We start from the raw sequence: 23,113 nt of genomic DNA, 5'->3' as shown, positions 1-23,113 counted from the left end.
GATGTCTCGCATTCGTCGCGGTGCGTACGGTGGCGTCTGGTCGCGCTTCGCGCCAATGAGCCAACCGAGCCCAAGGGGACTGTATGGACGGCCGCGGGCGATCACTGCGCAGTTCCGGCGGTCGTCGAGTCGCCCGCCGCGCGTCGGCGTCGTTCGCCATCTGCCTGGCCGCCCTCGCTACCGTCGCCTGCACGGCCCAGCCGGACCGCCAGGACGGCCGGCCAAGCGCCCCGGCGTCGGCCAGTCCCCGGGGGTCGGTTGGGCCGAGCAGTGCCGCGCCGCCGACCGGGCCGATCTCCGGCGGGCTGACGATCACGTTGACGCGGATGCACAGCGGCGCGACGAACGTGGTCTTCCCCGCCGACCGCGCGGCCGCCGCAGAGCCGTTCGTAGCCCAGACCGCCTACCCGGCAGACGTCGAGGCGTTCGAGGCACGCGAGTACCAGGCCGGCGCCTCCGCGCAGGTTTCCCTCCTGCTGTACCTGACGCTCGAGACGCGGCTCGACAGCCAGGTCACGGTCACCTACGTGCGGATTGTCAACCGCAAGCGGACCGAGGTGCCGGTCGGCGGCTACCTGGTCGGGCTGTACACGAGCCAGGGTGACACGCCCGGTCGGATGGCGTTCGAGCTGGACGATGCGAACCCCTTCCCCAGGGCGCTCGACGAGGAGCTCCACCCGACGGACCGGCCGTTCTTCGACACGGCGGACTCCATCCACGTCGGCCGGGCCGCAAAGCAGGAGCTGATCCTGCTAATCGAGGCGCACCGGGGGAACTACGCGTTCGGCGTCCAGGTCGAGTACGAGGTCAACGGCCGGAAGTTCCAGGCCGATGTCGCTCACGCGCCGTTCCTCGTGACCGGCCAGCACTGCGGCTTCACGAAGGCAACCGTGTACGAGCCGCACCCCGACCAGACGCCACGGCTGGAGCAGCACGGCGCCGACTTCCTGCCCTGCTAGGAGCAGGCGGCGGGCCGGCCGGAGCCGAGCCCCTTGACCGTGCTGACGGCCGCCACCGGAATGAAGCTGTGATCGGCGGCGAGGCGGTACCAGGCGGTCCCGTCGGGCGCGGTGGCCACGCAGTCGACGCGGACATGCGCGCCGTCGATCAACGGGGGGAACGCGAACTGGTCGCTGCCGCCGGGCCGGCCCTGCGGGTGCACAACGTACGACTCCGCGGGCAGGGTCACCACCATCTCGACCGGGGTCACCTGATGGGACGCCGGGTCCAGATACGTGTGGTACCCGAAGATCCCGAGGAGCAAACCGCCACTGAGGCCCAACGCGATCCACAGCCCCCGAATCTTCGCGCCCGCTTCGGTCGCCGTGGCAGCGCTGCTCGCGGTGGCGCCGATGCCTGCAATCACGCCTCCCAGCCCGAACAGCCAGTACCACGCAACGTGAGCCGCACCCGCGACGGCGTTGATGCCGGAGAGCAGCATGCCGAGCACCAGGACGACGACGTCGAGCCGGCGCACGAGCATCGGGCGGCGCCCGGCCGTCGCCGAGGCCGGACGGCGCGGCCGCCAGGTGAGCATCCGCCGGACCAGCGACACCGGCGGCGGGGGCGGGTCCGGCGGCCCGGCCGGGCCAGGGACCGACCCGTCCGGCGCATCGGGGGCCGTCTGCCGAGGTTCGGCGCCGACCGTGTTTGGCCGCTCGCCGGATCCCGGCTGCGGCCGTGCCGGGCGCGGCTTGTCCAGCAGCCCATTGAGGCCCTCGGCGGCGAACCGCCGGCGCCACCTGACGGCCGTGGACCGCGCGATCCCAAGCTCGCGAGCGATCGCCGGGTTGGCCGAACCGGCCGCCGCCGCCAGGACGATCCTGGCACGCATCGCCAGCCCGTCAGCGTTCGCCGACTGATCCGACCAGGCAAGCAACTGCGCGCGCTCTTGGTCGGACAACGCCACGGGCGCATTCATCGGCCCACGCATTCGCCAAGCATAAAGTCAGTTTCACGGTCCTCGTGGTCCGGGCCGACGCCAGTGCCTCGGCCGAGTTTGCCGAGGGAGCCACTCAAGTCCCACAACGGCACCCCCGCACCCCTGCTCGTCGATCCGACCACCCTCAGCGGACTGACCACGATTAGACAACCGCGGAGACGGCGCGCATCTTCGGCCAAATGCTCCTCGGACGCCGCGGCCAGCCGCTCCGGCCCGACAACCTCAGCAACCGATTCAACCCGCTCGGCCGAACCGCCGGCGGCCGCCCCATCGGACCGCGCCCGCGGCCGCCTCACTCCCCCTCGCCGACCCTGCCTCTGTCACGGGGAAGGAGAGCCCTTGACGGTAGCCCTGGCTACTACGTCGACCTGTCCGTCACATCAGTCAAGGCCAAGCCGACGCGCTGGGCGGCCGCGGCATGGACGATCCGGTCGGCGACCTCGACGGTGCTGAGGAGCTCGGTCAGCATGTCGAGCGGCCACTCGGCCAGCTCGGCCGCGGCGTCGGCCACGATCGTGGTGAAGAGGGCCTCGTCGAAGGGTTCGCCGAGCACGATGTCGCCGCTGTCGCGCATGGCCACGGACGCGCGGATGACCGCTGTCAGCCGCTCCCACCACTCGGGGCCGCCGGGGTCGCCGAGCTCGGCGAACACCCGGTGCGGCGGTTCCCCGACCGACGCGAGCAGGTAGGCGGCGTTGAAACGGGCCAGCCGGTCGGCGACCGACGCGCCCGCCGCCGTGAACTCGGCCGACGCCTGGCGCATCTCGGCGGCGCTGGACATGATGGCCTGGCTCTTCGTCAGGTCGGGATAGTCCGAGTCGGCGATCGGCGGGAGCGGCATGACCCAGCTGCCGGAAAAGGGATCGGCCTCGTAGGCGGCCAACCATTGGGTGGTCACCGCCCACACTGCGGCGCGGGTCACCGCCGTCTGACCGCGAGCCAGGTGCTGCCAGCGCGGGAGCGGGCCGTCGTCGTCGAGCAGGCGCGGTACGACCTCGGCGTCCACCATGCTCAGCGCCTGTTCGGCGAGGTCGGTCCAGCGCAAGGCCCGCTCGCCGCGCAGCGGGAAGCGCAGGCGGATGTCCCCGGCCATGAACCCCTGTCCGTGGATCATGTTTCCGGCGGCGGACCACTGCGCCGCCTCGCACAGCAATGTGATCAGCCGGTAGATCGCCAGGTCGCGGGGGCTCGTACGGGAAAGGTACGTGTCGTGCAGCCAGGCACCGAGTTCTTCTGACGGCCAGGGCGGGTCTTGGCTCAGGAGCCGGGTGATCGACGCGATCTCGGCCGACCGGTGCAGGTCGCGCCGCCGCAGCGGCAGGGTCAACGCCTCGGCGACCGCGAGCACGGTCGCGGCCTCGACCAGCGACGGCGAGCCCTGCGTGACGGCGATGGCGAGCGGGAGGAGGCCGGTGCCGAGCGCCAGGCGGACCGCGCCGGCGAGGAGGGCGACGATCCGGCGCCAGCCGAAGAGCCGCCGGAGCACGGGAGTCGTCCCGTTCCAGGGTACGGACTGCCGCTCGACCAGGTAGTGGCGGATCGCCCAGGCGGTGAAGGCGAGCACGGCCAGGGCCACGCCGCCCGCCCAGCCGTGCGGGAGCGGGAACGTCCAGGGCGACCGGGCGAGGATCACGGCGGCGGCGACCGCGGCCACCACGACCATCCGGGCCCAGCGCCGCACCGAGCGGATGAGCGCGCGCAGGTCAAAGACCCAGGCGAGCAGCTGCACTCCGGCCGCGGCTGTGGCCACGGTCCACAAGGGATGGTGGTGCCAGAGGACGTAGCCGGTCGGCGCCAGCGCCGCGAGCGTCGCGGCGGCGAGCCAGAACCAGTCGTGCGGACGCGGCGGCCGTACCGCACCCACGCGCCGCGAAGCCTCGCGCAGCCGGACGGCGACCGGCCCCCACGCGGACGGGCCCGTGTTGATGAGGTTGACGACGGCGCCCGCCACAATCGGGGCTGCCCAGTACTGGATCAGGTCGGGATCGGGTCGCCAGATCGAGTAGCAGACGGCCGCGCCGATCGCGACGCCCGGTGACCCGCCCAGCCCGAAGAGCACGAAGCCGACCGCGGCGAGCGCCCACGTGCCGGCCGTGGCGGAGAGCCAGTGCAGCGGGAACGAGAGCGGCCAGGCGAGCAGCGTCCACAGCAGGCCAGCGCCGATCCACGAGCGCGGCAGCACCTGGATGAACGCGGTGGTCCGGGCGCGCTGCTGGTGAGCGATCACCCGGCGGTGCAGCTCGACGCAGCCGGCGGCGAGCACCCCGATCGCGACGGGCCACGACAGCAGGCCGCTGAGCATGCCGCCATCGTCCCGCCCGGAACGACGGGCGGGTGACTACTGTCAGTGATCCGATCGGACCGTTGCGCCGCTGCTGCCGGGCCCGGAAGATCGATGCCGATGCGCAGAACGCTGGTGGTCGCGTCCTCTGCCGTGCTCGGCGCGGCCGGGTGCTCCCCCGCGGCCGCGTTCGCGTCGCACGGCCTCGCCGCGTGCGCGCTCGTCGCGTACGCCGCCTTTATCGCCGGCGCGCTCAGCAAATGGTCGGCGGCGGGCGTCGCCGCTGGTCTCGCGGTTGCCGGGCCGTTCGCGAGCGGCGGCTCCCCGTGGCTGCTGCTGGTCTGCTGGGTCGTCCCGGCCGCGGCCGCCAACCTCCCGCCGAGGCGCCGGAGACCGGACGCCTTCCTGCGCAACCTAACCCTTGCACCGTCGAACAAGGCCGCGATCGCGCCGCGCGTCGAGCCGCAGGTCCGTCTGGTGTCGCTGGCGGCGTATGCGGCCGCGCTCGCCCCGGCAGCGGCCGCGGTGGTCCTCGCACGGCAGCCGTTACCGCTGCTCGTCGGTGGCCTGGTGTCGCTGCTGATGCTCGGGATGCTGGCCGCGCTACGCCCGTTGACCCGGTACAGCCGGCGCGACCAGCAGTTCAAAGCGCTGCTGCGCTGGACCGCCGCGGCGCTGGTGGCGGCCGGCCCGATCGGCGGGGCCATCGTGTCGTGGTGGCGTGACCACGTCGCGGCGACCCACCGCGAGGCGCTCGTCGCGGTCGTGCTCGCCGGGCTGCCGGTGCTCATCGCCGAGGTCTACGACCTGCTGCGCCGCCGCCGCGAGATCCGGGCGTCCCGGCGCGACGCCGTCCTCAGCTGGGCCTTCGTACTGGTCGAGCAGGGCCTGTTCGCGTTCCTCGCGAGCGTGTCCCATGCCGACCCGGCGTTCCTGCGCTTCGCAGGCTGGCTGGCGCTGTTCCTCGTGCCCCTGCAGGCACGCAACCTGTGGCGGTCCCGGTCGCCCGCGCACGAGCTGCGCCGCCTCGACGCCGGACGGTTCGGGCACATGCGCATCGGTCACATCGACGACTTCGACGCCTGGGTGCACGACGCCGTGATCGCCCGCCGCGACCGCGCACCCGACCTGGCGCTGCTGCACACGCTCGCCGCCGAGACCCGCCTCGCCGCGGCCGGCGCGCCGAACACCGGGCTGCAGATGCTCACCTCCGAGTGGTCCGGCACGGGCCGCGCCGCCCGGCAATGGCTGCGCCGGACCGAGCCGCTGGTGTGGCGGATGCTGTACTACACCGACAACGCCAGCCCGGCCGTCGCGCGGGCGTTCGACCTGGCCCGCGCCGACCTGCTCACCAGCGAGGCCGCGATCGCCCGCCTGGAGTCACGCCGCGAGGAGGAGGCGGCCGCGTACCAGGCCGCGGCCGAGCTGCTGCTGCGGCACGGCCTGCCCAATCTCGCGGCCGAGCGCCTCGTCGACGCCGGGCTGGCGCAGCTGTTCTGGCTCGGGCAGCCGGCGCAGACACTTACGACGCTGGCGCCGGTCCTCGACGACCAGCGGGTGACGCCGACGATCCGGCGGATGGCCCTCGCCGCCGCCGGCGCGGCCGCCCGGGTCTCCGGCGACAGCGACCGGGCGCAGGACCTCGACCTGCGGGCCCGGTTCACGTTCAGCGGCTGGCTCGACACCTGGCACTACACGCGCGAGTCCCTCGCCGCCGGCCTCGGCCCCGCGTCCGGGGACACCTTCGTGGCGTACCAGCAGCGCGGCTATCAGTTCATCACCGCGTGGGCGGGACGCAAGACGCCTCAGCCGCGTCCGCGGGAACGCGGCGAGATCCAGTACATCCCGACGATCGACACCTCCGATTGGGCGTACGGCCCGGCGCGCACCCTGGCCGAGCGGGCGGCCCGCCAGTGGGGCCGCGGGCGCTACGACGCCGCGGCCGACGCGTACGAGCGCGCCGCCGGTCTGCTGGTGCGCGACGGCTACGAGCACAACGCGCTCAACGTGCGCCAGCGCCTCGGCCGCGCCCTGTACGGCATCGACCCTCCGCGCGCGATCCGCAACCTGACCGCCGCCCTCGACCTGCAGGAGCAGGCCCGCCTGGAGGTGCTCGACCCCGAGGTACGCATGCACCTCGGCGGCGACACCGAGGACACCTACGAGGACCTGATCAACCTGCTCGCCGCGGTCGGCCCGCAGGAGAGCACCCGCGCGTTCGAGCTGGTCGAGCACGGCCGCTCCCGCGCGCTGCTGGAGTTGCTCGGCGACGGCCTGCCCGCCGCCGGGCATCTGCCGCCCGAGCTGGCCGCCGAGGAACGCGCGGCGGACGAGCGGCTGAAAGCCCTGCGTGCAGGGCGCCGCGACATCACCGGCCTGCAGAACCTTCGCCAGGCCAGGGACGGGCTCGTCGCCGTGTGGGACCGGATCGCGGCCGACCCCGCCTCGGCCGAGTACGCCACCCTGCGGCGCGGCGACCCGCTCACCTTCCAGGACGTGCGGGAGATGCTGCGGTGACCGTCCTCGCCGAATACTTCGTCACCGCCGACAGGACCTGGCTCTTCCTGGTACGCGGCGACCGCGACCGGCCCGAGGTGATCGAGGTGCCCCTGCGGCGGGCGGCCCTGCGCGACCTCGTCGGGGAGCTGCTCGGCGCCGAGGGCGAGGGCGAGCCGCTGCGGCGGGCGGACCCCGCGGCGTGGAGCGAGCCGTTCGACGCGCTGGTCGCGCCGCTCGCCGGGCGCGTGCCCGACGGCGAGACGGTGTGGTTCGTACCGCACGACGTGCTGCACTACCTGCCGCTGCACGCCCTGAAACTGCCCACCGGCCTCGTCGCCGAACGCCACCCGGTGTGCTACTCGCCGAGCGCCGGGGCCATGCGCTACTGCCGCCGCAAACGCCAGCCGGCCGGGCGCGCGGTGCGGATCCTCGCCGGTGCACCACCGGACCGGCCGCTGGTGCACGCGTACGAGCAGGCCTCGGCCGTGGCCCGGCTCTTCGGCGAGCACAGCAACCTGTACCTCGGCGACGACGCCACCGCCGAGCGCCTCACCGCCGGCGAGCCGGCCCGGGTGCTCCACCTCGCCTGCCACGGGCTCTTCAACGCCGCCGAGCCCATGCGCTCCGGCCTGATGCTCGCCCAGGACGCGCTGCTCACCAGCGAGCAGGTACTGCGGCTCAGCCTCCCCGCCGACCTGGTGACGCTGAGCGCCTGCCAGAGCGGCGTCAACGCGCGCCGGCCCGGCGACGAGCTGATCGGCCTGACCCGCTCGTTCATCTACGCCGGAGCGGCCTCGCTGCTGGTGTCGCTCTGGTCGGTCGACGAGCTCTCCACGAGCCTGCTGATGCGCGCGTTCTACCAGGCCCTAATGGACGGCGCCGGCAAGGCGGACGCGCTGCGCACGGCCCAGCTCGCGCTGCGCGCCACCACGGCGGCCGACGTGATCGCGTACTGCACCGCCGCCATCGCCGAGCTCGAAGCCGCCCCGGACGCGGGCTCGGCGCAGAATGCCACCGCCCGGGCGCTGCTCGCCGCCGACCTCGCGGGCGCGCGGCTGCGGGCTGGCGACGCCGCGGGAGCGCTCGCCGCCTACACGGACCTGCTGGCGTCCGCAGGACCGGAAGCACCGCGCTACGGCGGCCTGCGCCGGGCCGCCGCGCGCGCCCGGGCGGCCTCGAAAGGACCGGCCACCGTGGACCACGAGCGCACGATGTACGACCATCCCTACTACTGGGCGCCGTTCGCCCTGGTCGGAGACTGGCGATGAACCGGAGGCTGCGCGACGCGGCCGTCGACGCCGACGAGGCCGAGGTCCACCTGCTCGTCGAGGAGGCCGGCGAGGTACTGGGCGCAGTCACGGCCGACGGCGACAGTACGCCGGTGGTGGTCGTACCCGCGGACCTGACCTTCGCTGAATTCGCCGACTCCGACGCGGTCACGCTGCTGGACCTCGGCGCCCGCTTCGTGGCCCTCGCCGAGGCCGGACGGCCGATCGGCCTGGTACCGGTCGAGACGATCGGCGCGTACCTGGCCGGCGGCGACTACGCGGCCCGGCCGACCACTATGAGCGGCCCGCACGGCGGCAACGCCGACGGCAGCCTGCACGGCGACCCCCAGGTCGGCGTGGCCCGCGTCCGCTGCGCCCACCCCGGCTGCGGCCACGTCAACACCCTCACCTTCTTCGACCCCGACCGGCCGCCGCCCTGCGCGAACCCGGCGCTGCCGCCGCACCCGCTGGCCATCGGGTGATCCCCGACCTCACCGGCAAGGCCGGCAGCCTCCTCGACCGCCGCTTCGTGCTCAACGCGCTGCTGCCCGCGCTCGCCACCCTCGCTCTGGCGGCGGCCGTGGCGGCGCAGGTGAGCGTCGGCACCGGGCGGGCGCTGCGGCGCTGGGACGCGCTGAACAGCGGGCGCCAGGCGCTCGTCGTGGTCGCCCTGATCGCGGCCACCGCCATCCTCGCCGGGCTCCTGGCCGCCAACACGAGCACGCTGGTCCGCTGGCACGAGGGCTACTGGCCGACCCCGGCCGGCCGGCGGCTCGCCGCGCTGGGCCGCGACCACTACCGCCGGACCGGCGCGGCCGGCGACGACTTCCCGCCGCAGACGCGGCCCGAGGAGCTCATGCCGACACGGGTCGGCAACGTGCTCAAGGCGGCCGAGATGTATCCGCGGCTGCGCTACGGGCTCGACCCCGTCATCGTCTGGCCGCGGCTGTATCCGCTGCTCCCGCCGTCGTTCGTCACCACGATCGGGGCCGCGAAGGCCGACCTGGAGCTGTACGTCGTGGTGAGCACCCTCGCCACCGCGCTGGGCGTCGCGGGCGGGATCACGCTCGCCGCCGGGCACGCGCCGGCCGGGCTGTTCCTCGGCTGGTACTGGGGTGCGGCGCTGCTCGCGGCAGCCGTGCGGCACGCCGCCGCCGGGCCCGCCCGGCAGTACGCGCTGCAGGTGCGGGTCGCGTTCGACCTCTACCGCGCCGACCTACTGCACCGCCTCGACCTGCCGGCCGACCCGGCCATGGAACGCGCCACCTGGCAGCAACTCGCCAACCTCTGGCAGATCGGTGTCCCGCTCACCGCCGACGCCACCGCGGAAACGCCGCAGCGGCCGGATCTGGGCGCGCCGGGCCGGTTTTCCGCCGTACCGCTGCGCATCTGGTGGTGGACGTTGATGGTGCTGACCGGACTGGCCGGTCTTGCGCTGACGCGCCGATGACGGTGGCGGCACGCCACTCGAGGCCCAGTACTGCTACGGCGGTCTGCCAGCGCCCGCTGCAGGTGCCGCGAAGAGGGGGTGGCAGTCAGACTGCGGATTGCTTGCTAGTTGCTGAGTCGTTAATTCCCCTACACTTGGGGTATGCCAGGGAAGGCGCAGGGTTCGTTGGTGTTGTCGGACGACGAGCGGCAGGCGTTGCTGCGGTGGACACGGCGGGCGAAGTCGTCGCAGGCGCTGGCGATGCGGGCGCGGATCGTCCTGGCGTGCGCGGACGGGACTCCGAACACCGCTGTGGCCGTGCAGCTGGGCGTGTCGCGGGACATGGTCGGGAAGTGGCGTTCGCGGTTCATCGCCAAACGGCTGGAGGGACTGTCAGACGAGCCGCGGCCCGGAGCACCGCGCAAGCTGACCGATGACGCCGTCGAGGCAGTGGTGGTGGCAACGTTGGAGCAGGCGCCGCCGCGAGGTGACAGTCACTGGTCGACCCGGTCGATGGCCAGGGCGGTCGGACTGAACCAGACCGCGGTGTCGCGGATCTGGCGGGCGTTCGGGCTCAAGCCGCACCTGATCGACGACTGGAAACTCTCGACGGACCCACAGTTCATCGAGAAGGTCCGCGACATTGTCGGGTTGTACCTCGACCCGCCGGTCGGGGCGATGGTCCTTGCCGTGGATGAGAAAAGTCAGATGCAGGCGTTGGACCGCACGGCGCCGGTTCTGCCGATGATGCCGGCCGCGCCCGCCCGGCAGACCCACGACTATGTGCGGCACGGCACCACAAGCCTGTTCGCCGCATTGGATCTCGCGACCGGCACGGTGATCGGGCAGACCCAGCGCCGGCACCGGCATCAGGAACTCCTGCGGTTCCTCCGCACGATCGACAAGGCCACACCGTCCGATGTGGACCTTCATCTCATCCTCGACAACTACGGCACGCACAAGACGCCGCAGATCCATCAGTGGTTGGTCAAGCATCCCAGGTTCCATCTGCACTTCACGCCGACCTACTCGTCCTGGCTCAACATCGTGGAGCGCTGGTTCGCCGAGCTGACCAACCGCAAACTGCGTCGTTCCACCCATCGCAGCGTCGCCGCCCTGGAAGCCGACGTGAAGGCATGGATCGAGGCGTGGAACGCCGACCCGAAGCCGTTCGTTTGGACCAGAACCGCCGACGAGATCCTCGAATCACTCGCCGCCTACTGCGGCCGAATTAACGACTCAGCACACTAGTGAGCCTTTTCCGACCTCGCTAGCGCTGGTGGTGGCCGGTTTCGAGGGCAAGGGATCGCCGCGATGGCGGTGGTTGCCCGGTGCTGGTTGCAGCAGTGCCGCCGGCGTAAGCTGGGTCAGCTAGCCGGGCAGTATCGGTGCCGCGAACCCCGGCGGCACCGACAGCGCCGTGGCTACCCGGCCGGCCGGGTCGGTAGCAGCGACAGCAGCCGGAGCAGCCGCGCGGACGTGTCGAGCGTGGCGAGAATTCTGCCAGACGTCGAGGACCGAGACTGTCCGCAATTGCCGGTAGCGTCCTGCTCATGGCATTCGACTTTCAGGTGACCCAGGACAGTTCCGACCCGCACGCGCTCGCCGACTGGTGGGCCGAGACCCTCGGCTGGGAAGTGGAACCCACCGACGAGGCGTTCGTCCGGCGCATGATCAGCGAGGGCTACGCAACCGACGACGATACGAAGCTCCACAATGGATCGCTGGTGTGGAAGGAAGGCGCCGCGATCCGCCATCCCGAGGGCCTGACGCGTGCCCCGCGGGTGCTGTTCCAACTCGTACCGGAGGCGAAGACGACCAAGAACCGCATGCATCTCGATCTGCGGGGCGTCGGAGACGACCCCGCGGCGCTGGTCGACAAGCTCGTGGCACGCGGCGCGACCGTCCTGCACGAGGCGAGCCAGGGCCCGCACCACTGGACCACGCTCGCCGACCCGGAGGGCAACGAGTTCTGCGCCTGATCACAGGTGGATAGCTGCGGTGTGTCGATGGTCTATGAGCGTCTTTCATAGTTAGTAGCGGCGGCGGGTTGTTCCGTGCATAGGCGTAGCCGTTGAGCGTTTGCGGGTCGGACCCGTCCAGGACGGGGTCGAGGCTGATGAACTGTGCGATGGCAGGATCGTATTCGCGAGCGCCGAGCCGGGTGAGGCCGGTGGGCGCGCCGGCGGGCGCGTTAAGGAATCCATGGTTGTCCGGCCAGGCGCCTGCAGTGCCCCGAGGCTCGCCATACGGCGTGGTCTGCCGCCATACGGCGTTTGCAGGGTGCTGTCGAGGTAGAGCGTAGGTGTGCCGTGTTGGTCGGTGAATTCGAACTGGTAGCTGGCGCTGCTGCCGTTGCGGACGGCGATGATGCCGCCCGGCAGAATGCAGTAGCGGGTTCCGCTGACGACGCTAGTGCTCGTGTTGAGTACGAGCTGTTCACCTTCGAGGTAGAGCGTGGTGGACCCGGGGTCGTGCTGGATCAGCAGTTTGCCGTCGGCGTCGTAGACGTACGTGCTGGTCGATGCCGTTGTCGCGATCTTGGTGAGCCGGCCGGCATCGTCCCACGTCAGCGTCTGATTTCCTTGGCCGGAAGGGGTTGCTGCACAGTTGTCTGTCGCGGTCCACGCCTGGGTGAATCTGGCGAGATTGTCGTAGGTGCTGCATTGGGTTTCCGTGGGCGTGGACGCACCCCGGCGGGTGGACGTCTGTCGGATGATGTTGCCAGCGAGGTCGTACTTGTAGGCCTCATCGTTGACAGTGCGGGTCGTGGTGCCATTCGTGGCGGAGACGTTCTGTTCGAGCAGACGACCGGTGTGCAGATCGAAGGTGTTGGTCACGGTACCGGTGTTGCCTGCGGAGCCGAGCAGCACCTCGCCGGTCGAATGCCCCCAAGCGTCGTAGTTGAACTGCTGGGCATAGCCGCCTGCGCTACCGCCGTAGTAGGCGGACCGGGAGACCTTCAGCAGCTCACACGCGCGTTTGACGTTGTGCTTGCCGGCCTGCTCCGCCTCGATGAACGGGTACACGTTCACCGGGTCTCCCTGATGCTCCTATGTCAAGCCGCGTTCGCGAGCGTCGCAGCAGCCGGCGCGTTCTGGCCGCGGATGGGACTGATCGGCGGTGTGGCCGAGGGCTGGCCGGCTGGCTTCTCGTCGGCGAGCAGCGCTGAGTAGACCCGGTCGGACAGGCGGCGGCGCAGCAGCCGTAGCGCCTCGGTGCGTGTCTTGCCTTTGCCGATCAGGCTGTCCACATAGGACTTTCCGGCTCCGACGCCTCGCACCTGGGTGACGGCGATCATGTGCAGGGCGGTGTTGATGGTGCGGTTGCCGCCGCGGTTGAGCCGTACCCGCACGTTGTTACCCGACCACACAGGGATCGGTGCGGTACCGGTAAATCGGGCGTAGGCGTGCTTGGACCGGAACCGGGTGGCGCCGGCGGTCTCACCGAGGATCATCGCGGTGCTCAGCCCAATCCCGAAAGCCGCGCGCGGCCTGCAGGATCCGGCTGGTCTGTATTGGCCGAGGGCGTGCCGGTTCGCAGTAGTCAGGACTGTACGTAGGACCCGACGACGAGCCCGTGTGGGCCGTCGGCCTCCACGCGCACCGGTCCGGGTCCGCACTGTTGATTGATAACGCTGCTGGCGATGCCGTTGCCCAGAACCTTCATCGAGATATGGCTGGGGGGAATCGAACCGGAGCAGATCTCCCGCACCATGACGGTCGTGTTCGGTGGGAAGCCCTCTAAATCGATCTTGCATGAATCTCCATTGGGCGCCGTGTCGCAGGTGACGATGCGAGTGGGGACAGCCTCAACGGTGAACCTGGCCGTGACTCGCTGACCCGTACGCCGGCTAGCGGTTTTGGTGATTTCACCTAGCGGTGAGTTGGACAGCCGGTCCGAAAACCTTCCTGACGCGTCCGCTTTCTCGGTTGCCGTTCCGCCATCGGAAAATTTCAGTGTCACCTGCTCGCTGGGGTCAAAGCCCGAGCCGTGGATCTCGCAACTCCGCGTAGCTTTGGTGGTGCCACAGGTGCTTATTGTGGCGCTGCTGGGAGCCGGCGGCGCGCCGTACGTAGGACCGCCGTCGGCCTTGGGTGAACCCATCGGTAGCGGCGGGTGGAGGAACTCGTCGATCCGGCGTTTCACATCCGGATTGGAGACGATCGCCAGCCCGAGGATCACCACGATCACGCCGGTAATGACCTTGCGCATGACTTCCCCTTCGTTGTTTGACGACGTTGAGGCCCATGAGGATGGTCCTTGGCATCTGTAGTGGTGATGGTCGAAGCAAGCATGCGGGCACATCGGGCCCGACGCCACGGTCCGCTGTCCCTTCTCGACCGGGAAATGCTCCCGGCCAAGGCGGGAAGATGTAGCTGGTCCAGCGCCTGGTTCGGCGCCTGTTCCGGCGTCAGGGCCGGCCGTCTCGGACGAGGATCGTGGCGAGCGTCAGGGCGGCGGCCAGGCTGGTGACGGTCCAGCCGGCGCTGCTCGTCGTCCAGTTGCCGTAGTCACCGCCGAAGGCGTACGGAAAGATGGGTAGGTACTTCTCGAGCGGCCGGACGAGGGCCCAGACGGTGGTCGCGGGAACCATGACGATGGCCCAGCGCTGGCCGGGAGTGGCCTCGCCGGCCGCCCGGCGCCAGGTCACCCAGGCGGTCGCGACGGCCGCCGCCCCGAAACCCTGGGCGAGCACTGCCCACTGGTGGCCGTAGAGCTCGGCGCGGGCCCACCAGACGGCGGCGGACCAGGTGGCGAGCAGGGCCGCAATGCCGCAGGCGCGGGCGAGGGTCCGCCAGGCCAGCCCTCGTGGGGCGGCGTCGACCACCGCGGCGGCTGGCTCGTCGAGACACCAGCCGGCCGCGCCGGCGAGTAGTCCGACCGCAGTGCCCTGCAACGGCCAGAGCGTCCAAGGGTCGTAGCGCACCGCCCCGAGCAGTCCGACGATCAGCAGGGCCGACGCGGCCAGCAGCCGCCAGGGGACTGCCCTGGCCGCGTGACGCAGCAACGCAGAACGCAGCATCAGGAGACAGGGCCGGTGACCGGGTTCCAGGTCGCCTCGGGCAGCCCGAACACCATGGTGAGTACCACAGCCGCCACGGCGACGACGGCGGTCGCGGCGATCAGTACCCGCAGCCGGGACCGGTCGGACTCCGGGTCGTGGTAGACGGCGACGAGTACGCCGAGCACACAGAGGGCCAGCAGGTAGGCAATCCACAGTTGGGGTGAGCCGGGCAGCGCCGCCCAGCGCCCTTCGCCGGTGTTCCAGCCGACCGGGCCGTACCAGTACGTCCAGGGCCAGACGACCCGCCAATGCCACGTCGTCTCGAAGTTGCCCTGCATGACGATCGTGACCAGCACGACCAGGACGACCGCGAGCGGGGTGACGCCGCGGCGCGGCAGCCAGCGGGCGATCAGCAGGCCGAGGATGGGGCCGCTGAGCGCCGGAACCACGCCGAGGGCGAACATCACGGTGAAAACGTGGCCGTCGCCGAACGGCGGGATCGGCACCGTGTCCGGCGTCGGTGGGTTGACCAGGTAGGTGACCACTGCCGCCGTGTACCACAGCAGGCCGGTGGCGACGGGTACGACGGTCGCCGCCACGAGGGCCGCGGTCCGGGTGCGCTCCGGAACGGCGACGGTGCCGGCCGCGGCCGCGGCCCGATCGGACCGCCTGGTCAGGCCGGCCATGATGATGAGGCCCAGGACGCCGAGCAGCGCGGCCGGCGCGATCATGTCCATGGCGGTGGACGCCTGGTGGTCTGCGCTGTCGTTGCCGGCCGAACCGACGACGCTGACCACCGTGACGGCGGCGAGCAGAGCCGCTCCGAACCAGTAAAGCTTGGCGTTGAGGTACTGACGGATCTCGTGTCGGGCGAGGACACGCAGCGTTGGTGCGGTGGTGGTGACATTGGTGGTCATGCGGCAGTCCCTTCAGTTGTGGCGCTTCCGAGCAGGAGGTAGGCGTCCTCGACGGTCGGCTCGACGGCCGAGGAGCCGGGGGTGGGCCGGCCGCCGACCGACCGGATGAGCCCTGTTCCCGTACGCCAGGTCTGGATCGCGTCGGGTGTCGCGGACCGGCCCTGGTGTACCCGGCCCGCGGCGGTGGCCAGCAGGGTCGGCACGGTGCCGTCGAAACGGACCCGGCCGGCGTCGAGCACAACGACGCGGTCGCACAGCGCGGAGACGTCCTCGGTCTGGTGGGTGGAGATCAGGACCGTGCCGGGCCGGCCGGAGAGCAGGCCGCGCAGCGAGGCCCGCTGCTCGGGGTCCAGCCCGGTGGTGGGCTCGTCGAGGATCAGCAAGGCGGGGTCGCCGAGCAGCGCCTGGGCGATCGCAAGGCGGCGCCGCTGCCCACCGGAGAGCTTCTTCACCTTGACGGTGGCGCGCTCGGCCAGGTCGACCAGTGCGAGTACCCGGCGGACCTCGTGGTGACGGCGTGTGGTGTCGCTCCATTCCTTGAGCACGGCGATGTAGTCGAGGAATCCGAACACGGTCATGCCTCGGGGAAAGACGACCTCCTGGGGTAGGTAGCCGATCCGGCGGCGGGCCTCGGTGCGCTCGGCATGCGAACCGGTGATCTCGTGCCCGGCGACGGTGACCGTGCCGGTACTTGGCGCCAGCGCGCTCGAAAGCACCCGCAGCATCGTGGTCTTGCCCGCACCGTTGGGGCCGAGCAAGCCGATCACGCCGTGGTCGAACCGCAGCGTGGTCGGGTGCAGCGCGACGATACGGCCGTAGCTTTTGGCGACGTTGTCGAGGATGGCGGTCATCTGGTGACTCCCCCTGTGTGCTGGGTGGTGGTGACGTGAACGAGCACGACGCCGAGGACCACCACGGCGAGTGCGGACAGGGCCTGGCCCGGTGCCGTCGCGACGCCCCCGATGCTTCCGGTCCCGGCAGCCACCGAGGCCGCGCCGAGCCAGCCGGCGCCCACCACCGCGCCGGCGATCCACGCGGTGAGCCAGGTCAGCAGAATCAGCGTGGCCACGGTGAGGGCCAGCCCGGGCAGCAGCCAGGCGGCGAAGGAGCCGCGCAGGACGGGCACGAGCAGGGCGACCGCCACGGTCAGCGGGATCGCCGCGGTGAGGGCGGCGGCGGTGCGCAGCAACGCGACCCGGAGCTTGGAGAAGGGCGCGGTCTCGGTGACCTCGCGGAGCGGGTCCGTGGCGTCGTACGCCGCCACCACGGCCAGCGCCGGGATCAGCGGCGCGAGGATGAGGAAGAGCGCCGGCGACCCACCGGGAAGGGGCACCGGGGCCAGACCGGTGAGCAGGGCGCAGGCCACAGCGGCGCCGACGGCGACCGACCAGGACAGCAACAGATCGCCGGCGGCGCCAACGACGACCAGGTCGGCGTCGGAGACCCCGAGGCGGGCGAGCAGGCGCAGCGGCCCGGACCGTCGGGGTGCGGTGGTTCGGGCGGTGATCTCAGCGTGGACCGCGGGCCAGAGCGGCTGCACATCCGGCACGACCGTGCGCGCCCCGTCGCGGCAACTCGGACACGACGTCACGTGCCCCTCCACGGCGGCCTCGGCCACCGCATCCAGGCGACCGGCTGCGTACGCCCGCCAGATCGTCTCGTCGACGTGCCAACTCATGCCAATTCCTCCATCAGCTGCTGCCGCAGCCGTGCCTTGGCCAACCGCACCCGGCTCTTCACCGTGCCCTGGGGCACGCCGAGCAGCAGCGCCGCCTCCTTCGTGCTGAGACCGTCGAGGACGGTCACCTGCAACGCCTGCCGCAACTCCGGTGACAGACCCCGCAGGGCGGCCCCGAGATCACCATGCTCGACCGCGATCAGCAGCTCGTCCTCGGCGCTGCGCAGGCTGGGCGACAATGCGGAGATGACCTGCTTACTGACCGGGATCGGCTGCCGCCTCGTCCGCAGCCGCGACACAAGCTGCTTGATCGCGATACCCCACAGCCAGGCGCCGACATCGCCGTCGCCGCGGTAACGGCGGGCGTTGTGCCACACCGCGACAAAGGTGTCCTGCACGGCCGAGGCGGCCAACTCCTCGTCGGACGTGCGCCGCCGCAGCCGGAGCAGCACCCAGGCCGAGTGCCGCTCCACCAGCACCCGGAGCGCATGCTCGTCGCCAGCCGCGACCTGCGCCAGCAGCTCGGCGTCGCTCAGCGGAGGCGTCTTCATGACCTCACTGTCGCGGCTACCGACCCGATCGGATCACAGCCGAAGCGACAAGTTTTCCACCGCCGCGAGGATCGTCGGCGCTCCAGCCCTCGAGGCGGGCAGCGGGCGTGTCGCTGGTTGCCGGCATTGCCGCATCCGTACCTTCGACACCACCTGCCATCCCGGCCGGGACAACGCCAGAGCCGTATCCGCCTGGCAGCGTCTTCTCGCCAAAAGTCGGGAACAGTTCCGACTCCCCTCCCTGTTGTCAACGACCTCTCGTTCGCGGCCGCTAGCACGACTCGAGGCGCCTGACCGAATTGACGTTGGTCAGGCGCCTTGCCGTCGGTGCCTCACCTCGAATGGCAAGTGCCTCGGGCTCGATGGCACGGGACACCAGTTTCGGCGCTGCTCGGTGTGCCGGTTGCACACGCCATGATCGAGTCTCACGGTTACGCGCCGTGACGGGTCGCCAAGCCCCGTTCGCGCTGGACCTGCGGCTGTCTTCGTGATGGTGACGGGCAGCGAGGAAGCGGGAGGCTCGTGGCTGCCCGTGGCTGTGGTGGTGTGGTGGGCCGGGACCGGCCCACAGGCCTGGGCGGCGGTCTCGGCGCCGCGCCGCCAGCTCAACGGCGGATGATCGCGGGCAGGGCGAACAGCATGATGGTGGACCAGGTCACGTGCGTCAGAATCGGGCCGAGGATGCCGCCCGACGCCCGGCGCTGCAGGCCGAGCACGGCGCCGAGCAGCAGCGCGGCGAAGACCAACAGCGGGTTGGCGGTGACGACCGTCACCAGGGCGTAGACGCCGGTCGAGATGAGCACCGGGTGGGAGCGGCCGATCGCGGCGAACAGCGCGCCCCTGAAGAAGATCTCCTCGGCAATCCCGTTGAGCAGGGTGACGATAGCGATCATCACGATCGATCCCTCGCGGGCGTGGTTGAGGACCTCGTTCGCCGAGTCACGCAGGGCGGGCAGTTGCTGCAGGAAAAGCCCGCCCAGGACAAACATTGCGCCGATGAGCAGCCCGGTCACGATCGGGGTGATGATCGGGCGGCGCAGGTTGCCGCGGTACGGCATCCAGCCCAGGTGCAGCGGTCCGGACAGCGCCGCGCCGCCGATCCAGACGCCTGCCACCGCCGTGGTCATTACGTAGAACAAGGGGTCGCCGGGCCGGATGGCGAGGGAGATCCCGAGCAGTACCGCACCGGCGACGAGGGTTGCGCCGACCACCACGCGGCGCCGGCGGAACTGGGCGCCGGTCTGCGTGTGGTCGCGCGGCACGACGTCGACCAGCGCCGCCCGGAACCAGCCGCGCGGCGCCTTCACTTGGCGGCGGCCTGGTCGCGCAGGGCAAGCCGGACGGCTTCGTCGTAGCCGATCGTCGGGCCGCGCACGATCTCCTCGATGCTGCTCTCGTGCACGACGACCTCGGTGGTGAGCGAGTCGACGAGGTTGCGCGCGGTGGGGATGTCGACGTCGGTTACCAGGGCGAGCCAGGCCGAGGACAGCCGCGGGGTCAGCAGCGGCACGGTGATGTTCGGCACTGCCCGGCCGTGCACGACCGCGGCACGCTGCAGCATGTCGATATAGCGCAGCACGTCCGGTCCGCCGATCTCGAACACTCGGCCTCGCGCCTGCTTCGGCTCCAGGACGCCGACGAGGTAGCGGATCACGTCCGGCAGGGCGATCGGCTGGGTCCGGGTCTCCACCCAGCGTGGGGTGACCATTGCCGGCAGGTGGGCCACAATCTGCCGGGTGATCTCCCACGAGATGCCGCCGTGCCCGATCACCACGGCGGCGCGCAGCGTGGTCACCGGTACCGGCCCGGCAGTCAGGATCTGTTCGACCTCGCGCCGCGAACGCAGATGCTCGCTGAGCTCGGCGTCGTCCGCGCCGAGCCCGCCGAGGTACACGATCCGCTCCAGCCCGGCCTCCGCGGCCGCCGCGGCGAAGTTGCGAGCGGCCTGGGCATCCTTGGTCGCGAAGTCGTCGCAGTTCAGAGAGTGGACCAGGTAGTAGGCAGCGTCGACGCCCCGCAACGGCGCCCGCAGGCTCGGCAAGTCGGCGACGTCACCGGCGACCGGCGTGCCAGCGCCCGTGTACCGCTCGGGGCGCCGGGTCATCGCACGGACGTCGTAGCCGTCCCGCACAAGCGCCGATGCGAGGTGCGAGCCGATGAAGCCAGATGCACCCGTCACGAGTACCGTTCGCGTCACCCGGTTCACCCCGCTGTCGTACCCGCCGTGTCACCCGCGAACCAGTCGAGTCGGACATACTTGGAACAGGCCCGGCGCATCGCGGCCCCCTCCCATGTGCGGGTCACCCAGCAGCACCTGCGGAAGGCGGGGTCGCCGGTCCACAGTCAGGGCTGCAGGCGGACGGACGTCCAACTGTCCTCCGTGCGGTCGTAGCGCAGCCGGCGGTGCAGCCGATCGGGGCGGTCGTGCCAGAACTCGATCGTCTGGTAGGCGATACGGTATCCGGCCCAGGTGTCGGGGCGAGCGACCGGGCCCGCCGCGGCGAGTTCCGCGGCGCGGGTGCGCAGGGCGGACTCGTCCGGCATGGGCTCGCTCTGGCGCGAGGCGGCGGCCATGGCCCGGGCCACCGGCGCCCGTTCGGCGAACAGCGCGTCGGACTCGGGTGCCGGCAGCGGGTACACGGGGCCGGCGACGTGGATCTGTTGCAGGGTCTCGCGCCAGAAGAACGTCGCGGCCGCATAGGGACGCGCGGCGAGGTCGCGGCCCTTGCGGCTGACGGTGTGCGTGCCGAAGACCAGCCCATCGGCGGTGACGTGCTGGACGAGCACGGTGCGGTTGGACGGGCGACCGTCGGCGCCGACGGTGGCGAGGGCGGCCGCGTTCGGCAGTGCGATGCCCCGTGCCTGGGCGCCGTCGAGCCAGGCGCACAGCAGCGCGACGGGGTCCCCCGGTGGGTCGTCGAACTCGGGCAGCGGCAGGTCGTCCATCTTGCCCACGGTACCCAGACATGTCGATGATCTGCTGGCGGTGCATCAGCCACCGTTCGGTTCGACCAGCCGCTGTCACCCAGCGTGCCCGCGTACCGCCGGCGCCGACCGGTGAGGCACCGGTCTCCGCGGCACAGTGGCCGAGGCGTTGGTGCCAACGACGGGCGCACGCCGGGATCGAGGTGGCGGCCGGCCTTCCGGTGGGGCGCCCGACCGCCGCGCGAATCGGTGGCGGGTCAGCCGTACGTATTCTTTCCATTCTCAGCGCAACGCAGCACGGCGGTCGAGAGCTTCGGCGGTCGGGGACCGTAGGCGTTGGCTCGGGCGTTGCGGGTGCGCACGACCGGGAGGGCCGTGACGATCTTGAGGAGTCGTCCGGGCGGGGCGATGCTGCGCCCGGCGGCGCGGGCGCGGGCGGTGCGTTGTTCGAGGCGGACCTGGGCTCGCTGGACCTGTTCGATGGCCGGCGCGCGCATCCGTTGCACGTGTTCCAGGGCCGCCTCGACATTGTTGGCACCGTTCGCGGGCGGGTCAATTGGGCGCAGGGCCGGCACGAGCACGTTCGCTGCGGCGACGGCGTCCTGTATCGCCATGAGAATGCCGTTGCCGCCGACGGGCGAGATGACGTGCGCGGCGTCGCCGATAAGCAGCAGGCCGGGACGGTGCCAGGTCTGGACGCGGCTGATCTCCACCGACAGCAGTGTGGTCTGGCGGAAGTCGGTGAGCATATGGACGCGGTCGGCCAGCCACGGCACGTGCCGGGCGATGAAGGCGCGGATCGGCTCGACGCCACGGTCGCGGGCTGCGGCGTAGTCGCCCTTGGGCAGCGTATAACCGACCTGCCAGTCGGTGACGCCGCCCAGGACTCCGACGTAGTGGTCGCGGCCGAAGTACAGCTCGGCGTCGGCGTCGGGCGGGTCTGTGGGCACGCGGGGCAGGCGGAACCACAGCAGGTCGGTGCTCGCGCCGAGGCTGCGCGCCGGGATGCCGGCCAACTGCCGGATCTTCGAGAAGCGGCCGTCCGCGCCGACGACGAGGTCCGCAGTCAGCTCGTGGCGTCCGCCGTCGGCGGCGTCGGTGTACTGCACGCCGCGCACCGTGCCTGCGCCGTCGTGCAGTAGGCCGGTGACCTTCGCGCCGGTGCGGATCTCGCACCCCGGCAGTTGCCGGGCGCGGCCGGCGAGGAAGTCGAGGAACTGTGCCTGCGGCATGAGCGCCACGTAGTTGCGGCGCGTGGGCAGGCGGGCGTAGTCAGCGACGGTGACGGACGCGGCAGGGGTGTGGAACCGGAACTGGCGGGCGGGGTGATGCCCGAGGGTGAGCAGGGCGTCGCCCAGGCCGAGTTCGTCGAGCAGTTCCAGGGTGTAGGGATGCAGCGAGTCGCCCCGAAAATCGCGGTCGAAGTCGCGGTGGGACTCCAGCAGGCACACGGCCACGCCGGCCTGGCCCAGCAGGTAGGCCAGCACCATCCCGCCCGGGCCGCCGCCCACCACCACACATCGCAGCACCATCCAGGATCCACCTGTTGCGTCGATTTACGCGTCGATTCCCCTCCAGCGTACCCGGCACCTCGGCAGCGCGTCACGGAACGATACGAACGCCGCGCGGCGCCCCGAGGTGAAGACGTGCTCCCGCTTGTCCTGGCGAGAGATCCCCGGAGCCTGCCCTACTCGTCGAGCTGAAGTTGCACCGCACGAGACCGGCGGTGAGCCTGACAACGATCTATTTCGGATGATTGCCGGCCTCCGGCTCGCGACGCAGAAGCAGCATGCGGTGCACCTGGATCGTTGCGGCGTACCCGAGAAGGGTCAGCACGTGGAACAGATAGAGCCACAGCCCCACGGCAACGGCCGCGCCGACGCCTTCGAGGCCGCCGAACGGCGCGCCGAGGTTCAGCGGCAAGGACCAGAACAAGACGAAGCCATGGGCGAAACCGGCGAGGTTCGCTGCGGTGAACGAGCCCACCGCGGCGGTCGCCGCCCAGCCCGGACTCACCGGGGCGATCAGGCGGTACACGAGGATGAGCACGGGGCTCAGGACGAGCCACACAACCAGGAAGGACAGCACCACCGAGCCCACGGCGGTCCAGCCGCCCGTGCGCAGCAGGCGGGCCGGCCAGGCCAACGCCGCGAGCATGATCAGCAGCAGCACCGGCCCGACGGCCAGCAGCGGCAGTACCAGTAGCCGGCCGCGCCAGCCCGCCGTCGCGGCGCCGGCCACGCCGGACAGTGACGCCAGGGCGCGACGCAGACCCTCGCCGTAGAGGGTGGCCGGCACGAGCGCGACAAGCGTGAGCCACCACGACATTGCAAGACCGGCCGAGACGAGCACCCCCGCGCCGGCAGCCATCCGCGCGGGCATCGCGTCGATCACCGGCCCGGCCAGGTGGCGCACCCGGCCGGGCCCCGCCACGGCGCTCGCCACGCGCATCACCAGCAGCGCGACCGGCACGACCGCGACGCCGGCGTAGAACGTGACCGCGGCGGCGTGCAGGTTGAGGTCGCGGCCGCGCAGGAACCCGGCTACCAGGCGGGCGAAGCGGACTATCACTCCAACGAGGTACCCACCCGGACACCGACCAGAACGGCCAGCAG

The 23,113-nt window shown here is 71.3% G+C and carries 21 protein-coding genes and 1 pseudogene; 7 read left to right on the top strand and 15 right to left on the bottom strand.

The features are described 5' to 3' along the window. Positions 1-326 precede the first annotated feature (326 nt). A complete protein-coding gene (locus ABD901_RS44345) occupies positions 327-959 on the top strand; it encodes a hypothetical protein (RefSeq protein ID WP_345137313.1) in 633 nt (210 codons plus the stop codon). Here ABD901_RS44345 and ABD901_RS44340 read toward each other — a convergent pair. Beyond that, positions 956-1,834, bottom strand: a complete 879-nt coding sequence (locus ABD901_RS44340) for a helix-turn-helix domain-containing protein (protein WP_345137311.1) — start codon at positions 1,832-1,834, stop codon at positions 956-958. The genes ABD901_RS44345 and ABD901_RS44340 overlap by 4 nt on opposite strands. Before the next feature lie 466 nt (positions 1,835-2,300). Then, positions 2,301-4,244: a hypothetical protein gene (locus ABD901_RS44335; RefSeq protein WP_345137309.1), complete on the bottom strand. Its 1,944-nt coding sequence runs from the start codon at positions 4,242-4,244 to the stop codon at positions 2,301-2,303. A 99-nt stretch (positions 4,245-4,343) separates the two neighbouring features. Here ABD901_RS44335 and ABD901_RS44330 point away from each other — a divergent pair, with 99 nt between their 5' ends. From ABD901_RS44330 to ABD901_RS44305, 6 genes are all read left to right on the top strand, one after another. After that, positions 4,344-6,740 (top strand): hypothetical protein, encoded by a 2,397-nt coding sequence (locus ABD901_RS44330; protein WP_345137307.1) that lies wholly within the window; start codon positions 4,344-4,346, stop codon positions 6,738-6,740. After that, complete coding sequence (locus ABD901_RS44325) at positions 6,737-7,990, top strand: CHAT domain-containing protein (RefSeq protein WP_345137305.1); 1,254 nt, start codon at positions 6,737-6,739, stop codon at positions 7,988-7,990. Before ABD901_RS44330 ends, ABD901_RS44325 begins: the two co-directional genes overlap by 4 nt. After that, positions 7,987-8,472 (top strand): hypothetical protein, encoded by a 486-nt coding sequence (locus ABD901_RS44320; protein WP_345137304.1) that lies wholly within the window; start codon positions 7,987-7,989, stop codon positions 8,470-8,472. The genes ABD901_RS44325 and ABD901_RS44320 overlap by 4 nt, the downstream gene beginning before the upstream one ends. Beyond that, positions 8,469-9,440, top strand: coding sequence for a hypothetical protein (locus ABD901_RS44315; RefSeq protein WP_345137302.1), 972 nt, complete (start codon positions 8,469-8,471; stop codon positions 9,438-9,440). Before ABD901_RS44320 ends, ABD901_RS44315 begins: the two co-directional genes overlap by 4 nt. Positions 9,441-9,581: 141 nt before the next feature. Then, positions 9,582-10,670 (top strand): IS630 family transposase, encoded by a 1,089-nt coding sequence (locus ABD901_RS44310; protein WP_345137300.1) that lies wholly within the window; start codon positions 9,582-9,584, stop codon positions 10,668-10,670. Between the two features lie 302 nt (positions 10,671-10,972). Further along, positions 10,973-11,401, top strand: a complete 429-nt coding sequence (locus ABD901_RS44305) for a VOC family protein (RefSeq protein ID WP_345137298.1) — start codon at positions 10,973-10,975, stop codon at positions 11,399-11,401. A gap of 124 nt (positions 11,402-11,525) precedes the next feature. Here the strand turns inward: ABD901_RS44305 and ABD901_RS59230 are convergent. The 13 genes and pseudogenes from ABD901_RS59230 to ABD901_RS44240 all read right to left on the bottom strand — a co-directional run. Beyond that, positions 11,526-11,747 (bottom strand): annotated as a pseudogene (locus ABD901_RS59230) (RHS repeat-associated core domain-containing protein); the annotation flags it as partial. Positions 11,748-12,477: 730 nt separating this feature from the next. After that, complete coding sequence (locus ABD901_RS44295) at positions 12,478-13,041, bottom strand: transposase (RefSeq protein WP_345137294.1); 564 nt, start codon at positions 13,039-13,041, stop codon at positions 12,478-12,480. Continuing rightward, positions 12,966-13,634: a hypothetical protein gene (locus tag ABD901_RS44290; protein ID WP_345137292.1), complete on the bottom strand. Its 669-nt coding sequence runs from the start codon at positions 13,632-13,634 to the stop codon at positions 12,966-12,968. The genes ABD901_RS44295 and ABD901_RS44290 overlap by 76 nt, the downstream gene beginning before the upstream one ends. A gap of 199 nt (positions 13,635-13,833) precedes the next feature. Further along, positions 13,834-14,445, bottom strand: coding sequence for a hypothetical protein (locus ABD901_RS44285; protein ID WP_345137289.1), 612 nt, complete (start codon positions 14,443-14,445; stop codon positions 13,834-13,836). Then, positions 14,445-15,344: a hypothetical protein gene (locus tag ABD901_RS44280; protein ID WP_345137287.1), complete on the bottom strand. Its 900-nt coding sequence runs from the start codon at positions 15,342-15,344 to the stop codon at positions 14,445-14,447. The genes ABD901_RS44285 and ABD901_RS44280 overlap by 1 nt, the downstream gene beginning before the upstream one ends. Then, on the bottom strand, positions 15,341-16,195 hold the full coding sequence (locus tag ABD901_RS44275) for an ATP-binding cassette domain-containing protein (RefSeq protein ID WP_345137285.1): 855 nt from the start codon (positions 16,193-16,195) through the stop codon (positions 15,341-15,343). Before ABD901_RS44275 ends, ABD901_RS44280 begins: the two co-directional genes overlap by 4 nt. After that, positions 16,192-17,022, bottom strand: a complete 831-nt coding sequence (locus tag ABD901_RS44270) for a zf-HC2 domain-containing protein (RefSeq protein WP_345137283.1) — start codon at positions 17,020-17,022, stop codon at positions 16,192-16,194. Before ABD901_RS44270 ends, ABD901_RS44275 begins: the two co-directional genes overlap by 4 nt. Further along, positions 17,019-17,573, bottom strand: a complete 555-nt coding sequence (locus ABD901_RS44265; RefSeq protein ID WP_345137281.1) for an RNA polymerase sigma factor — start codon at positions 17,571-17,573, stop codon at positions 17,019-17,021. Before ABD901_RS44265 ends, ABD901_RS44270 begins: the two co-directional genes overlap by 4 nt. 605 nt (positions 17,574-18,178) lie before the next feature. Beyond that, a complete protein-coding gene (locus tag ABD901_RS44260) occupies positions 18,179-18,880 on the bottom strand; it encodes a CPBP family glutamic-type intramembrane protease (protein ID WP_345137279.1) in 702 nt (233 codons plus the stop codon). Next, positions 18,877-19,770 (bottom strand): NAD(P)H-binding protein, encoded by an 894-nt coding sequence (locus ABD901_RS44255; RefSeq protein WP_345137277.1) that lies wholly within the window; start codon positions 19,768-19,770, stop codon positions 18,877-18,879. The genes ABD901_RS44260 and ABD901_RS44255 overlap by 4 nt, the downstream gene beginning before the upstream one ends. A 146-nt stretch (positions 19,771-19,916) precedes the next feature. Continuing rightward, positions 19,917-20,519 (bottom strand): pyridoxal 5'-phosphate synthase, encoded by a 603-nt coding sequence (locus ABD901_RS44250; protein WP_345137275.1) that lies wholly within the window; start codon positions 20,517-20,519, stop codon positions 19,917-19,919. 236 nt (positions 20,520-20,755) lie between these two features. Beyond that, positions 20,756-22,030, bottom strand: a complete 1,275-nt coding sequence (locus tag ABD901_RS44245; RefSeq protein WP_345137273.1) for an FAD-dependent oxidoreductase — start codon at positions 22,028-22,030, stop codon at positions 20,756-20,758. A 211-nt stretch (positions 22,031-22,241) separates the two neighbouring features. Then, complete coding sequence (locus tag ABD901_RS44240) at positions 22,242-23,069, bottom strand: YhjD/YihY/BrkB family envelope integrity protein (protein WP_345137271.1); 828 nt, start codon at positions 23,067-23,069, stop codon at positions 22,242-22,244. Positions 23,070-23,113 lie beyond the last annotated feature (44 nt).

Origin of the sequence: Dactylosporangium darangshiense (genome assembly GCF_039537565.1) — a bacterium.
Lineage (GTDB): Bacteria > Actinomycetota > Actinomycetes > Mycobacteriales > Micromonosporaceae > Dactylosporangium > Dactylosporangium darangshiense.
The sequence above is the reverse complement of the archived record's forward strand: the minus strand, read 5'-3'. Positions and strand labels throughout refer to the sequence as shown.

Coding starts and splice junctions, on each gene's coding strand:
- ABD901_RS44345 (WP_345137313.1), top strand. CDS start 327: ATGCACAGCGGCGCGACGAACGTGGTCTTCCCCGCCGACCGCGCGGCC.
- ABD901_RS44340 (WP_345137311.1), bottom strand. CDS start 1,834: ATGCGTGCCAGGATCGTCCTGGCGGCGGCGGCCGGTTCGGCCAACCCG.
- ABD901_RS44335 (WP_345137309.1), bottom strand. CDS start 4,244: ATGCTCAGCGGCCTGCTGTCGTGGCCCGTCGCGATCGGGGTGCTCGCC.
- ABD901_RS44330 (WP_345137307.1), top strand. CDS start 4,344: ATGCGCAGAACGCTGGTGGTCGCGTCCTCTGCCGTGCTCGGCGCGGCC.
- ABD901_RS44320 (WP_345137304.1), top strand. CDS start 7,987: ATGAACCGGAGGCTGCGCGACGCGGCCGTCGACGCCGACGAGGCCGAG.
- ABD901_RS44310 (WP_345137300.1), top strand. CDS start 9,582: ATGCCAGGGAAGGCGCAGGGTTCGTTGGTGTTGTCGGACGACGAGCGG.
- ABD901_RS44305 (WP_345137298.1), top strand. CDS start 10,973: ATGGCATTCGACTTTCAGGTGACCCAGGACAGTTCCGACCCGCACGCG.
- ABD901_RS44290 (WP_345137292.1), bottom strand. CDS start 13,634: ATGCGCAAGGTCATTACCGGCGTGATCGTGGTGATCCTCGGGCTGGCG.
- ABD901_RS44285 (WP_345137289.1), bottom strand. CDS start 14,445: ATGCTGCGTTCTGCGTTGCTGCGTCACGCGGCCAGGGCAGTCCCCTGG.
- ABD901_RS44280 (WP_345137287.1), bottom strand. CDS start 15,344: ATGACCACCAATGTCACCACCACCGCACCAACGCTGCGTGTCCTCGCC.
- ABD901_RS44275 (WP_345137285.1), bottom strand. CDS start 16,195: ATGACCGCCATCCTCGACAACGTCGCCAAAAGCTACGGCCGTATCGTC.
- ABD901_RS44270 (WP_345137283.1), bottom strand. CDS start 17,022: ATGAGTTGGCACGTCGACGAGACGATCTGGCGGGCGTACGCAGCCGGT.
- ABD901_RS44265 (WP_345137281.1), bottom strand. CDS start 17,573: ATGAAGACGCCTCCGCTGAGCGACGCCGAGCTGCTGGCGCAGGTCGCG.
- ABD901_RS44250 (WP_345137275.1), bottom strand. CDS start 20,519: ATGGACGACCTGCCGCTGCCCGAGTTCGACGACCCACCGGGGGACCCC.
- ABD901_RS44245 (WP_345137273.1), bottom strand. CDS start 22,030: ATGGTGCTGCGATGTGTGGTGGTGGGCGGCGGCCCGGGCGGGATGGTG.